We start from the raw sequence: 12,528 nt of genomic DNA on the forward strand, positions 1-12,528 counted from the left end.
AGAGAGGCCGCGTCAAAAAGGCATTCTGGCCGGGGTTGGAACGAAGGCTCCGTAGCCCAGTTACGATGGTCCCAGAGGGCGATTTCGAAACATCGACGAGACGCGCCCCGATGGACCCATTGAAGGAAGCCTTTTTCCAATGAGCATGCAGACCGGTCGCCGCGTCGGCGTTGCCTTCGTCGGTATGGGTGGCGCTGTCGCCACCACCGCCATCGCCGGCATCGAGATGATCAAATCCGGATCGAACCGCCTCGACGGGTTGCCTCTCGCAGGCCTCTCGGTGGCCGGATTGGCCGATTACAAGGATCTCGTTTTCGGCGGCTGGGATCTCAACGACGACGATCTCGCCTCGGCCGCCACCGGCCACGGCGTGCTCACCAAGCAGGATATCGAGAACGGCGCCCAGGTGCTCAAGGGCATCAAGCCCTGGCCGGCTGTCGGCAGCGCCAAGTTCTGCAAGAACATCGAGGGTGCCAACCGCATCGTCGCCGCCGATCACCGCGAGGCGGTCTCCGTCATCGCGAACGACCTTCGTCGTTTTCGCCTGGAGAGCAATCTCGACGAAGTCGTCGTGATCAACCTCGCCTCCACGGAACGTTGGCCCAACCTGGATGCGCCCGCACTGAACTCGCGCGACGCTTTCGAGAAGGGTCTCGATTCCAGCGACGAGGCGATCAGCCCGGCGATGCTCTACGCCTATGCGGCGATCCAGAGCGGCGTGCCTTACGCCAACTTCACCCCGAGCGTGGCCGCCGACATTCCGGCCCTGCTCGAACTCGCCCGCGAGAACGGCGTGCCGTTGGCGGGCAAGGACGGCAAGACCGGCCAGACCATGATGAAGACCGTCCTGGCGCCGGCCCTCAAGGCCCGTGCCCTGCACGTGGATGGTTGGTTCTCCACCAACATCCTCGGTAACCGCGACGGTCTCGCCCTGAACGACAAGGATTCGCTCCAGTCGAAGCTCAACACCAAGGGTACGGTGCTGGATTCGATCCTCGGCTATCCGGTCGAGGACCATCTGGTCCACATCCACTATTACCGTCCGCGTGGCGACGACAAGGAAGCCTGGGACAATATCGACGTCACCGGCTTCCTCGGTCAGCGGATGCAGATCAAGGTCAACTTCCTCTGCAAGGATTCCATCCTCGCCGCACCCCTGGTGATCGAGATCGCCCGCGTTCTCGACCTCGCCAAGAAGCGCGGCGAGAGCGGCCCGCAGGAGCAGCTGTCCTCGTTCTTCAAGGCGCCGATGGTCGCCAACGGCCATGGGCCGGAGCACGATTTCGGCAAGCAGCAGCACATGCTGCTCGAGTGGCTCGGCGGCCAGCAATGACCTCGTCCGATACGGGGGGCGGCATGGCTGCCCCCTTCGCGTTGCGCGAGTTGTTCGTCGAGCTCAACGACCTCAAGCGCGTGCATTCGGCCGGGCGCATCGGCTCCATCGCCGAGCGGCTGTTCGCTCAAGGCTGGTCGGCCCTGACCGGTGGCGCCGATCCCGAGACGGTCGCCATCGACATCACCGCCAAGGCGCTCGCGGCCTCCCGGCTCTGTGACCTCGACGCCGCTTTCCTCGCCTCCACCGGTCTCGGCGAGGCGGAAATCGGCGACGTTCTCACGTCCGGACTCGACGCCGTCACCGCCACGGTCGACCCCGATCTGAAACGGCGTATGGCCGTCGCGTTGCGCACGAACGGGGTGGTGCATGGCGGTCCTTTACCGGGTTTCGTGGCGGCACTGAGCCACCAGCCGAGGGCCGGCGTGACCTGTCCCGGCAAGCCTCGCATCCTGCTCGAACCGCCGGAAAACCATGCCGAACATTGCCTGATGGTGGCGGTCTACGGGGTCGTGCTGAGCCCGTTCTACCGGGCCGACCCCACCCTCGTCTTCCTGGCGGCCATGAGCCACCACTTCCACAACGCGGCAATGCCCGATGCCGGTTTCACCGGCGAAATGCTGCTCGGCGACCACCTCGCTCCAATCATGGCGCGGACCACGCAATGGGCTCTCGACGAGTTGGACGCCCCCTTGCGCGAGACCGTTGAGCGGGCGCGCGCCGTCCTGCCCGACGATGCGACGGCCGAGGGTCGCGCCTTCCACGCCGCCGATTGCATCGACCGGGTTCTTCAGATTTCCCAACACCTTAAGGCCGCGTCCCTGACCATGACGACCGTGCTCGACGACATGGAACTGGTCCATGCCGGCCCGGTGAAGGGCTTCCACGACCGTGTCCTCAGGGACATGCGAATCCCGTGATGGTTTGCAGCGGCAGGATGGGCCGCGTGTCATGATTCCATTCGACCTCCTTTCCCCCCACACGGGGCACGCGCTCAAAGTCGACACGCCGCATTCCCTGCGCGACGTGGAGACGAATGCGCGCTGGCCCGTCGTGGACGGCATTCCCTACCTCCGGACCGGGCGCGACGACCTCGTCGAATCTACGCTCGCCCTGCTCGACAACGGTCAGGACGATCTCGCCCTGGAGGGTCTCCTTGCCGATCAGGACGATTGGTGGACCGGCCCGCCGGCCGATCCCCTGGACCTCCATGCCCTCGTCCGCGACCGCAGCAAGGCCAGTCTGCGCGACGCCGTGCGTCTTCTCGGCTGGGGCCGGGTCGGCGACTACTTCCTGCATCGCTGGACCGACCCGACCTACCTCGCCGGGCTGACGCTCCTCGAAGCGCATTGGAACGACCCCCTCTGCGTCTTCGAATTCGCCTGCGGCATCGGCCATTATCTGCGCGAGATCCAGGCGCGCGGCGTCAAAGTAGCGGGCGCCGACGTCGTCTTCGCCAAGCTTTGGGTGGCGCGCCATTGGGTCGTCGGCGAGACGGCGCAGTTCGTCTGTTTTGACGCCGGTTCGCCGCATTGGCCGATCCCGGGTGCGCCGGTGGATCTCGTCGTCTGCAACGACGCGTTCTATTTCCTCGACGACAAGCCGGCCGTGCTCGAATGCCTCCGCCAGAATGCCGGCGACGATGGCTGGCTCGTTCTCAGCCACATTCACAATTCCGAGCGGCCGGGCTTCTCGGCCGGTCGTGCGGTCTCGGCGGACGAGATCGAGGAGCTGTTTCCGGACGCGCTCGTCTATGATGACGACGAACTCACCCGCGCCCTCGTCGAGAAGCGCGCGCCGTCGCCACGGCGCCCGGCCGACCTGCGACATGTGGAGGCGTTCTCCGTGGTCGCCGGCGCCGGAATGAGGCCAGCCCCGCGCGCCATCCTCGATGGTCTGACCTGGCCGAGCGAGGGAACGTCGCTTCGCCTCAACCCTCTCTATGAGCCCGACCCGGCGGGCGGCTACACCGTCGCTTGGCCTTCCGAACGCTACGAGGCGGAATACGCGTCCCGGGTCACCTATCCGTCGCATTCGGACGGACCCGAGATCCTCGACTGGGTCGGCGGCGAGCAATCGCCCCACGAGGACCGTGTCCGCCGCCGCGAGTTCGTCGACCTGCCGGAGCGCTGGTGATGGGCGATTCGATCGGTTGGGGCATCGTCGGGTACGGCTGGGTCGCGCGGGATTACATGGCTCCGGGCATCCGCGCGGCGGGGCATCGGCTCGTTGCCGTGTCCGATTCCGGGCAAGCCTCGCGCGCGGCGGCCGAGGCCGAGGGCGCGCGCACTCATGCCGACATCGCCGGTCTGCTCTCTGAGCCGGAGGTCGAGGCGGTCTACGTGGCGACCCCGAACCACCTCCACCGAGAGGCGGTGGAGGCCCTCGCCGCATCGGGCAAGGCGGTGCTCTGCGAAAAGCCGATGGCGGCCTCGCTCTCCGACGCCGAGGCGATGGTCGCTGCGGTTAGCAAAGGCGGCATCTTCTACGGCACCGCCTTCGACCAGCGTCACCACCCGGCGCACCGGGCCATGCGCGACGCGATCCGCCAGGGCCGCATCGGCGCCGTGACCACGATCCGCATCGTCTATGCCTGTTGGCTCGACCGCGCCTGGACGTCCTTCGCCGGCCAGGACAATTGGCGCATCGACCCGCTGAAGGCCGGCGGCGGGGCGCTGATGGATCTGGCACCCCACGGCATCGACCTCGTTGATTTCCTCCTTGACGAATCGATAGAGGACATCGCCGCTCTGACCCAGGCGAGGGCGCAGGATTACGCTGTCGACGACGGCGCGCTTCTCATCGGCCGTACCGGCTCCGGCATCCTCGCCAACCTTCACGTCGCTTACAATTGCCCTGACGCGCTGCCGCGCCGCCGCCTCGAAGTGATCGGCACCAAGGGGGCCCTCACCGCCATCGACACGATGGGGCAGGTGGCGGGCGGCACGCTCAGCCTCACCGACGGTGTCAGCGGGCAGGCGCAAGCCCTCTCCTTCGACGCAGAGGCCTCGCCCTTCCTCGAACAGGTCCGCGCCTTCGGCTCCGCCCTGCGCCGGCCCGCCGAGCGCGACGCCTACAGTGCCGAGCGCGACCTTCACACGATGCGGCTCCTGGCGCGAGCTTACGAAGGTTGCCGGACCGCTCGGGTCGTCGAGGACTAGAATGCGGACCGCGACGCCTACTTGCTTCCCACCCCGGATCTCATCCTGAGGTGCTGCGAAGCAGCCTCGAAAGAGACTTCCAGGGATCGCTTTCGGTCCTGGAGGCCTTCTTCGAGGCCGCAGCGAGGCTGCGGCACCTCAGGATGAGGTCGATGGGTGGGACTATCCTGAACTGAGGGACGACCGACATGAGCGAACACGATCAGGACGCCCGGGCGCGCGACCCGCGCATTAAGTCTCCCCGGCCCTACACCTATGGCGGCCCGCGGGTCATCGAGGGGCTGCCCGCGTCGCTGCCCGAGCCCGTGCGCGCTTATCTCGACATCCTGCCGAAGGGGCGCATCGTCGGCTTCCCCCTGGCCCCTCTCGACCGGACCGGCATCCCTGTCTGGTTCGTCTCGCTGTTCCTCGACGATCCGTTCTTCGTCGGCGCCATGCCGAGCGGTATCGGCTACGGCGCCACCGACGACGAGGCGCTGATCGGCGCGGTGGCCGAGATAGCCGAGAACCTGATGCCGTCTCTGGCGGTCATGCCGCGCAAGAAGGAGCGAGGCTCCTACCACGACCTGACCAAGGTCTTCGGCATTGGCTCAGTCGCCGATCCGCTCACCCTGTGTCTGCCCGCAGGCTCCCCGGTCGGCCGCGACACGGTGCTCGAATGGACGCCGAGCGTCCGGGCGCGCACGGGCGAGACCGTTCTGATGCCCCTCGACATCGCGGCCACGGACTATTTCGAACTGTCGGAGGGCTACAAGCCCTTCACCAACCTCATCACCAACGGCCTCGGCGCCGGGCCGGATGTGGAGTTCGCCCTCGGCCACGGCCTGCTCGAACTGCTCCAGCGCGACGGTAACGGCCTCCTGTTCCGCGCCCTCGACCAGGGCGTGATGCTCGATCTCGACGGGATCGGCCCGGAAAACAGGGCTATGCTCGCCCGTCTCGACGATCTCGGCATCCGGGCGCTGCCGAAATTCGCCACCGACCAGTTCGGTCTCACCAACATCTACGTCGTCGGCCACGACCGGAACCCCGCCGACGCTCCGGTCCCCGTGGCCCTCTCCGCCTGCGGCGAGGCCTGTGATCCGGACCGTGAGCGGGCCCTGCGCAAGGCGCTCCTCGAATTCCAGGCGGCCCGCGTGCGCAAGGCCTTCGGCCACGGCCCACTTTCCTTCGCCGAACGGGTGACGCCGCCGGGCTACGTCAACGCCTTCATCCAGAAGGCTCTGCCGAGCCTCGATCTGGAGGAGAGCCGCGCCCTGAAAGCCATGCTCGAATGGATCGTCCTGCCGCCGGAGGGGCTGCGCGACGTTCTGAAGGACACGGTCTATTCCGAGCGCAGCACCAAGGCGTTCACGGACCTGCCGACGACGGAGGCCCCCGACGGCCATGCCCGTGGACGGATCGCCCGCGAGCGTCTCGAAGAAGCCGGGTTCGACGTTCTCTACGTCGATTGCTCTCCGCCAGGCGGCAGCGTCGGCGTGGTCAAGGCGATCGTACCAGGGTTGGAAGTCGAGACGATGAGCTATCACCGCATCGGCGAGCGCAACGCCGCCAAACTGATCGAGCGGGACCATCCGCTGATTACGTTCGGTGAGGCCAGCGAGACGAAGCTCCCCGTGCTTCTCACCCCCGAAGCGCTCGATCGTCTCGGTGGCCAGCCGCTCTTCGACGTGGCCCTGGCCGACGAGATCGTTGGGCGGCATTACCCGCTTTACCGCGAGCCGGAATCGCATCACGCGCCGTTCCGCCTCGAACAGCAGGGGAGGGCGGCATGACCCTTCGTTTCGCCTACAACACCAACGGCATGGCCAACCATCGCCTGGACGACGCCATCGATCTCATCGCCGATGCCGGCTACCAGGGCGTGGCACTGACTCTCGACATCCACCATCTCGATCCGTTCGCCGAGAACTGGGTCCAGGAGGCCCAGCGCGTGTCGAGCCGGCTGCAACGGCTCGGCCTCGGCAGCGTCATCGAGACCGGTGCCCGTTTCCTCCTCGACCCAAGGGCGAAGCACGAGCCGACCCTCGTGAGCGCGGACGCTTCCGGGCGCGCCCGGCGCATCGGGTTCCTCAAGCGGGCGGTGGACATCGCCGTGATCCTGCATTCGGAAGCCGTGTCGTTTTGGGCCGGCGTTCCGAGATCCGGCATCGACCGGGAAGAGGCCCGCCTCTGGCTCGGCGATGGCGTCGCCGAGATCGTGGGTTATGCCCGTGAGCAGGGCATCGTCGCCTGCCTCGAGCCGGAACCCGGCATGCTGGTGGAGACCCTGGACGATTTCGCCGCCTTGAACATCGAAGGCTTGAGGCTCGCCCTCGATACCGGCCATTGCCTCGTGACCGGCGAGCGCGATCCGGCGGCGGCCGTGGCGGAATTCGCCGACGTGATCGGCACCGTCGCCATTGAGGACATGGCGCGGGGCGAGCATATCCACCTGCCCTTCGGTGAGGGCGACATGGAGGTCGCCGGTGTGCTCGACGCCCTCGACGCCATCGGCTTCCAGCGCCTCGTCTGCGTCGAACTCTCCCGCGAGAGCCACCGCGCCGATGTGATCGTGCCGAAATCGCTGGACTACCTGCGGACCTGCCGCAACCACAAGGCAGAGGTGAACGCGTGAGGATCTGCTTCGTCAGCCGCCGCTATTTCCCGGCGATTTCCGGCATGAGCGTGTACGCGCAGAACCTGTTGCGTGAACTGGTCGATGCCGGCCATGACGTGACGATGATCAGCCAGTACCGGGGCGATGAATTCGGTACCCGCGTCTATGGGGGTGGCCCGCCGCCCTCCGTGCCGGGCGTGCGCGTTCTCGGCCTCGAACAGGTGGGCGAGCAGACGAACGGCGATTTCGAACGCGACATCGAGACGATGGTGGAGACCATCGTGGCCGAGCACGCACGTCAGCGCTTCGATCTTCTCCACGCCCAATACGGCTATCCAACCGGCTGGGCGACGCTGCTCGCCTCGAAGCGGATCGGCGTTCCCAACGTCGTCTCGATCCAGGGCGGTGACGGCCATTGGGTCGGCTCGTGCTGCGAGACCCATCGCGTCGCCATGTGCGAGGTGCTGGCCCATGCCAACGCCCTCCTCATCGGCGGCCGCTCCTTCGTGGAGGAGGTCTGCGACCGGCTGGGCTCCGACCCGGACCGCTTCACCATCGTGCCCGGCGCCGTCGACACGGCGCGCTTCACGCCCGGTGTCGCCGGGCATGCGGGGCCGGTGCGGCTGTTCTATCACGGCCGGGTCGACCGCCGGAAAGGCGTCCTCGACTTCATCGACGCGCTCGGCCTGCTGCGTTCGCGCGGGGTCCCATTCGAGACGATCGTCTCCGGCATCGGGCCCGACGTGGATTCCTCGAAGGCCCGTGCGGCAGAGCTGAACTTTTCCGAGGCCGAGATCCGCTTCACGGGCTACGCGGATTACCACACCGTACCCGACCTCTACCGGCAGGCTGACGTCTTCGTCTCGCCGACCTATGCCGAGGGCTTTTCCAACACCATCCTGGAGGCCATGGCTGCGGGGCTCGCCGTGGTCTCGACCCATGCGGTGGGCGTGTCCGACTGCTTGCGCGACGGTGAGAACGGATTGCTGGTCCAGCCCGGCGACGTGGAAGCCCTCGCCGATGCGCTCCGGCGCGTCATCGAGGACGAGCCCTTGCGCCGGCGTCTCGCCCGGGACGGACTCGACGAGTGCCGCCGCGTCTATTCCTGGACGGCGGTCGGCCGCCAGATCATGGACGTCTATGCCGAGGTCGCGGGCGAGCGTCCCCGGACTGACTTCGCGGACACCCTTCCGCATGATCCCGCCTGCCGGTTCCGCGCCGAGCCCCACCTGCTCTGACTATGCCCGTCGCCCTCGCGCTCTCACCCCATCTCGACGATGCCGCCTTCTCATGCGGGGGAACCCTGGCGACCCTGGCCGAAGCTGGCTGGAAGGTGGTGATGGCGACGATCTTCACCGCCACCGTCGCCGATCCGAAGGGTTTTGCCCTCGCCTGCCAGACCGACAAAGGCCTGGGTCCGGAGATCGACTACATGGCGCTCCGGCGGGACGAGGATCGGCACGCGGCCGAAGCGCTCGGGATCGCGCCGCCTCTGCACATGCCGTTTCGGGAAGCGCCGCATCGCGGCTACGGCACCGCACCGGAGCTCTTCGCCGAACCTCGCGGCGACGACGACATCGTCGATACCCTCGGCGATGCGGTTTCGTGCCTCGTCGGCGACCTCTCTCCCGATCTCGTCTTCGCCCCGCAGGCCGTCGGCGGCCATGTCGATCACGTCCAGCTGGTCCGCGCCATGAGCCAAGCGCGATGGACCGTTCCGATTCTGTGGTGGCGTGATTTTCCCTATACCGTTCGCGACGCTGCGCCGAAGGAGCCGTTCAAGCGAGATTTTTATGCGTTGCCGGAGCGCGCGTGTCGCTATTCGGCGATGGCCGAGGCGCGGAAGGGTGCCTCCTGCTCGGCCTATGCGACCCAGCTCGCGTTCCAGTTCGGTGGAGTGGAAGGGTTGATGGGTCGTCTGGCGGGCGAGGCGAGGACTGAGCGGTTCCGCCTTGCCGGGACATTGTCCGCCGATGTTGCCGCCCTGTTCGAGGACCATGCCGCCCGAGGCTGACGTGATCCGGCCAAGGAGCCTCGCCGATCCGGAGCAGCTCGCTGTCCGTCGCGCACGCCGAAATGCGGCGCATGTGGCGCCCTTGCAAGCGCTGGCGCGACGGATCGCGGCGGAACGGTCCGCGGCCGTGCCGGACCCCGATCCGCACGATGGTGGGATCGGCGCACGGCTTCTCCTGCTGCTGGAGACACCGGGTCCGGGCATCGGCCGCACCGGCATCGTCTCGCGCGACAACCCCACCGGCACCGCCGCTAACCTGTTCCGGTTCATGGCGGAGGCCGGTATCGCACGGCGCGACAGCCTCATCTGGAACGCCGTTCCCTGGGTCATCCACGCGCCCGGCGCCCTCAACCGGGCACCGAGGAAAGCCGAGATCGCGTCCGCCGCCGTCTACCTCGCGCCGCTCATCGATCTGCTTCCGTCCCTCGCCGTCGTGGTGCTTGCCGGGCGCGTGGCCGGCCTGTCGCGCGAACCACTCTCACGGCTCCGGCCGGGGATACCGGTTCTCGCCATTCCACATCCGAGCCCGACCTTCGTCTGCACCTCCCCCCTGGTGGCTCAGCGGATCGTCGAGGGGCTGGCCCAAGCCGCGGCGAAGCTACTCTCATACCGGACTTCACCAGCGGAGGGGCCGAGGTGACTGGCCATCCGGACGCAAAGACCCTAAATGCCGGGGCACGGGCCGCGGTCCGGCAAAAGCTCGGTCCCAATCCACGCCGCCGTCGAGGTTGGGCGGGAAGGCCGGCGGAGGCGGACGCCGACGACATGAACTTTGCGGGAGACCATCATCGGCGGGCCGACGTGAAGCCGGCCGACGCCGTGACGACGGCCGAAACGGAGGATTGCGCTCCGCCAGCGCCGAAGCGCTCCTACAGGAATCGCTACGCCTGGCTCGGCACCGCCGCCAGCATCGTCATCTTCGCGGTGTCACTCGGCGTGTTGTGGAAGCTGTCGCAGCAGGTCACCTGGGCCGAGCTGCATGCGGCACTGACGGCGGCCACCGGCGAACAGCTCGGCTTCGCTTTCCTGTTCGTCGGCGTGAGCTATCTGTTCCTTACCTGCTACGACGCCCTCGCCCTGCGACAGCTCAAGATCAAAGTCCCCTACAGGACGACGGCGCTCGCCTCGTTCACCAGCTACGCGGTTAGCTTTACCCTCGGCTTCCCGCTCCTGACGGCGGGAACGATCCGCTATTGGATCTACTCGAAGAAAGGTCTGAGCGCGGCGAAGATCGCGGCGCTCACCGTCATCGCTGGCTTCACTTTCTGGCTCGGCATGGGGGTCGTCCTCGGTCTCAGCCTCGTGGTCGAGGCGGGGCAACTGGCGGCGCTCACCTTCACCAGCATCCGTCTGAACCAAGGCGTGGGCTTTGCGGCCCTACTCATGGTGTTCGGCTATCTCGGTTGGGTCTCGCTCAAGCGCCGCCATGTCAGGGTCAAGGGCTGGTCCCTCGAACTGCCTGGCGCCACGGTGTCGATGAGCCAGATGGTGGTGGGCATCGGTGACGTCTGCGCTGCGGCGGCGACGCTCTATGTCCTGCTCCCCGCTGGTTCGACCATCGGATTCACCACCTTCGTCGGCGTCTACGTCCTGGCGGCCATGCTCGGCATCGCCTCTAACGCACCGGGCGGGCTCGGGGTCTTCGAGGCGACGATCCTGCTCGCCCTGTCGAGCCTGCCGCGAGATCAGGTCCTCGGCTCGCTGCTGCTGTTCCGGGTCTGCTACTACCTCGTTCCCTTCGTGGTCGCCCTGGCGATGCTCGGCGTCTATGAGATCGTCCGGCGCGTGCGCGGGGCTTCGCCATCCGCGTCAAGCGGCTCCTGAGCGGTGTCTTGGGCCAAGGAGCGGTGAGCGATGGCCCGTGGCGCGCGAAGATCGGCCTGGATCGGCGCAGGCATCGCTGCCACGATCACGGTCGTCGCCTCGAGCGTGAGAGGTGACCTTGCCGCCATCGTCGCCGCGGGCGCGGTGGCAATCGTCATTGGTGGCCTCGTCGGCAGCCTGAGCCGGCCGAGGAGGGTGGCCCCGCCCGAGGCAGCCGCCCGCACGCGCCATTCCATCGCCGAGGCCCTTCTGGCCAACATCCCCGACCCGGTGATCCTGGTGGATCGGCGCAGCGTGGTCATCGAGGTCAACCCGGCCGCGCGCACGCTCCTACCGGCCCTCAAGCTCAAGCACCCGCTTTCCTTTGCCTTACGGGCACCGGACGTTCTCGACGGGATCGAGGAGGTGCTCCGCACCGGTGCCCCACTGAAGACCCTCTACACGACGCGTGTGCCGACCGAGCGTGCGTTCGAGGTGCAGATCGGCGCATTGCCGATGCCGGACGGCCCGGGGGGCGGACAGCCCAACGTCGTCTTGTTCCTGCGCGATCTCACGGCGGCGCGTCGCCTTGAGGCGATGCGGGTCGATTTCGTCGCCAATGCCAGCCACGAGCTTCGCACGCCGCTCGCCTCCCTCCTCGGCTTCATCGAGACCCTGCAGGGGCCGGCCAAGGCCGATGCGCCGGCCAGGGAGAAGTTCCTCGGCATCATGAAGACCCAGGCGCAGCGCATGACGCGCCTCATCGACGACCTGCTCTCGCTCTCGCGCATCGAACTGCGCGAGCACGTCCCGCCGACGCAGGTCGTCGATCTCGGTCAGATCGCGCGGCAGATGGTGGACATGCAGGGGCCGCTGGCCCGCGAGCGCGGCGTGAGCATCACCCTCGACGCGCCGGATGCCACCTATCCGGTGCTCGGCGAGCGCGACGAACTCGCCCGCGTGGTCGAGAACCTCGTGGAGAATGCGGTGAAGTACGGGGGCGGCAACGTCGTCGTCGGTCTGGAACGGACCCTTCGCCCGGCGTCGGGAAAGCCGCAGATCGCGCTCAGCGTGCGGGACGATGGGCCGGGTATCGCGCCCGAACACATTCCCCGTCTGACGGAGCGGTTCTACCGGGTGGATGTGGCCTCGAGCCGGCAGAAGGGCGGGACGGGCCTCGGCCTCGCCATCGTCAAACACATCGTCAACCGCCACCGTGGCAAGCTCGTCATCGAGAGCGAGCCGGACCGGGGCACCACCGTCCGCGCGCTGCTACCGGAACGGCAGGCTGGTGACGAAACGTCTACGACCCTCTGACCGTGGCCCTGGCCGTTCAGTTCCGGCTGGTGCCGAGGCGCCGGTACTGCGCCTCAATGATCGCCTTCAGCACGGGCAGGAAGGGGGAGGGGCTCAAGCGCTGGTCGACCGCATGGTCGAGCATGCTCAGGGCCGCCACCTGCTTCGCCGGACCGGGAAACGTCGCGAGATAGGTCTCGATGCAGGCATTGGCCTCGGCCTCACCCGCCGGGATGTCGGAGGTGATCAGCGCGCTCAAGGTTCGCATGCAGGTGTCGAGAGGCTGTATCATCGCCTTCCTATGACGCGGAAACGCCCCGGA

The 12,528-nt window shown here is 67.4% G+C and carries 12 protein-coding genes; 11 read left to right on the forward strand and 1 reads right to left on the reverse strand.

Going from position 1 to position 12,528, the window contains the following annotated elements; translation table 11 throughout:
• Positions 1–139: 139 nt before the first annotated feature.
• The 11 genes from FV220_RS06285 to FV220_RS06340 all read left to right on the forward strand — a co-directional run bounded on the left by FV220_RS06285 (position 140) and on the right by FV220_RS06340 (position 12,227).
• Positions 140–1,333: an inositol-3-phosphate synthase gene (locus FV220_RS06285; protein ID WP_018044958.1), complete on the forward strand. Its 1,194-nt coding sequence runs from the start codon at positions 140–142 to the stop codon at positions 1,331–1,333.
• 23 nt (positions 1,334–1,356) lie between these two features.
• Positions 1,357–2,253, forward strand: a complete 897-nt coding sequence (locus FV220_RS06290) for a hypothetical protein (RefSeq protein ID WP_056140666.1) — start codon at positions 1,357–1,359, stop codon at positions 2,251–2,253.
• A 31-nt stretch (positions 2,254–2,284) separates the two neighbouring features.
• Complete coding sequence (locus tag FV220_RS06295; protein WP_147830227.1) at positions 2,285–3,469, forward strand: methyltransferase domain-containing protein; 1,185 nt, start codon at positions 2,285–2,287, stop codon at positions 3,467–3,469.
• Positions 3,469–4,494, forward strand: a complete 1,026-nt coding sequence (locus FV220_RS06300; protein WP_147830228.1) for a Gfo/Idh/MocA family oxidoreductase — start codon at positions 3,469–3,471, stop codon at positions 4,492–4,494. The genes FV220_RS06295 and FV220_RS06300 overlap by 1 nt, the downstream gene beginning before the upstream one ends.
• A 188-nt stretch (positions 4,495–4,682) precedes the next feature.
• Complete coding sequence (locus FV220_RS06310) at positions 4,683–6,269, forward strand: YcaO-like family protein (protein ID WP_147830232.1); 1,587 nt, start codon at positions 4,683–4,685, stop codon at positions 6,267–6,269.
• Positions 6,266–7,111, forward strand: coding sequence for a sugar phosphate isomerase/epimerase family protein (locus tag FV220_RS06315; protein ID WP_147830234.1), 846 nt, complete (start codon positions 6,266–6,268; stop codon positions 7,109–7,111). Before FV220_RS06310 ends, FV220_RS06315 begins: the two co-directional genes overlap by 4 nt.
• Positions 7,108–8,331, forward strand: a complete 1,224-nt coding sequence (locus FV220_RS06320) for a glycosyltransferase family 4 protein (protein ID WP_147830236.1) — start codon at positions 7,108–7,110, stop codon at positions 8,329–8,331. The genes FV220_RS06315 and FV220_RS06320 overlap by 4 nt, the downstream gene beginning before the upstream one ends.
• Before the next feature lie 2 nt (positions 8,332–8,333).
• Positions 8,334–9,107: a PIG-L family deacetylase gene (locus FV220_RS06325; protein ID WP_056140686.1), complete on the forward strand. Its 774-nt coding sequence runs from the start codon at positions 8,334–8,336 to the stop codon at positions 9,105–9,107.
• Positions 9,091–9,747: a uracil-DNA glycosylase gene (locus FV220_RS06330; RefSeq protein ID WP_056140690.1), complete on the forward strand. Its 657-nt coding sequence runs from the start codon at positions 9,091–9,093 to the stop codon at positions 9,745–9,747. Before FV220_RS06325 ends, FV220_RS06330 begins: the two co-directional genes overlap by 17 nt.
• Positions 9,748–9,872: 125 nt before the next feature.
• Positions 9,873–10,931, forward strand: a complete 1,059-nt coding sequence (locus FV220_RS06335) for a lysylphosphatidylglycerol synthase domain-containing protein (protein ID WP_187273341.1) — start codon at positions 9,873–9,875, stop codon at positions 10,929–10,931.
• Between the two features lie 30 nt (positions 10,932–10,961).
• The gene (locus FV220_RS06340) at positions 10,962–12,227 is read left to right on the forward strand and encodes an ATP-binding protein (protein ID WP_147830238.1); all 1,266 of its coding nucleotides are present in this window, start codon (positions 10,962–10,964) and stop codon (positions 12,225–12,227) included.
• A 16-nt stretch (positions 12,228–12,243) separates the two neighbouring features.
• Here the strand turns inward: FV220_RS06340 and FV220_RS06345 are convergent, their stop codons facing one another.
• On the reverse strand, positions 12,244–12,474 hold the full coding sequence (locus FV220_RS06345) for a hypothetical protein (protein WP_238253763.1): 231 nt from the start codon (positions 12,472–12,474) through the stop codon (positions 12,244–12,246).
• Positions 12,475–12,528: the final 54 nt, after the last annotated feature.

Source organism: Methylobacterium sp. WL19 (assembly GCF_008040005.1).
GTDB lineage: Bacteria > Pseudomonadota > Alphaproteobacteria > Rhizobiales > Beijerinckiaceae > Methylobacterium > Methylobacterium bullatum.

Bases quoted from the DNA above. Each gene is read 5' to 3' on its own strand.
- FV220_RS06285 (WP_018044958.1), top strand. From the start codon at position 140: ATGAGCATGCAGACCGGTCGCCGCGTCGGCGTTGCCTTCGTCGGTATG.
- FV220_RS06290 (WP_056140666.1), top strand. From the start codon at position 1,357: ATGGCTGCCCCCTTCGCGTTGCGCGAGTTGTTCGTCGAGCTCAACGAC.
- FV220_RS06315 (WP_147830234.1), top strand. From the start codon at position 6,266: ATGACCCTTCGTTTCGCCTACAACACCAACGGCATGGCCAACCATCGC.
- FV220_RS06310 (WP_147830232.1), top strand. From the start codon at position 4,683: ATGAGCGAACACGATCAGGACGCCCGGGCGCGCGACCCGCGCATTAAG.
- FV220_RS06325 (WP_056140686.1), top strand. From the start codon at position 8,334: ATGCCCGTCGCCCTCGCGCTCTCACCCCATCTCGACGATGCCGCCTTC.
- FV220_RS06335 (WP_187273341.1), top strand. From the start codon at position 9,873: ATGAACTTTGCGGGAGACCATCATCGGCGGGCCGACGTGAAGCCGGCC.
- FV220_RS06295 (WP_147830227.1), top strand. From the start codon at position 2,285: ATGATTCCATTCGACCTCCTTTCCCCCCACACGGGGCACGCGCTCAAA.
- FV220_RS06340 (WP_147830238.1), top strand. From the start codon at position 10,962: ATGGCCCGTGGCGCGCGAAGATCGGCCTGGATCGGCGCAGGCATCGCT.
- FV220_RS06300 (WP_147830228.1), top strand. From the start codon at position 3,469: ATGGGCGATTCGATCGGTTGGGGCATCGTCGGGTACGGCTGGGTCGCG.
- FV220_RS06330 (WP_056140690.1), top strand. From the start codon at position 9,091: ATGCCGCCCGAGGCTGACGTGATCCGGCCAAGGAGCCTCGCCGATCCG.
- FV220_RS06345 (WP_238253763.1), bottom strand. From the start codon at position 12,474: ATGCGAACCTTGAGCGCGCTGATCACCTCCGACATCCCGGCGGGTGAG.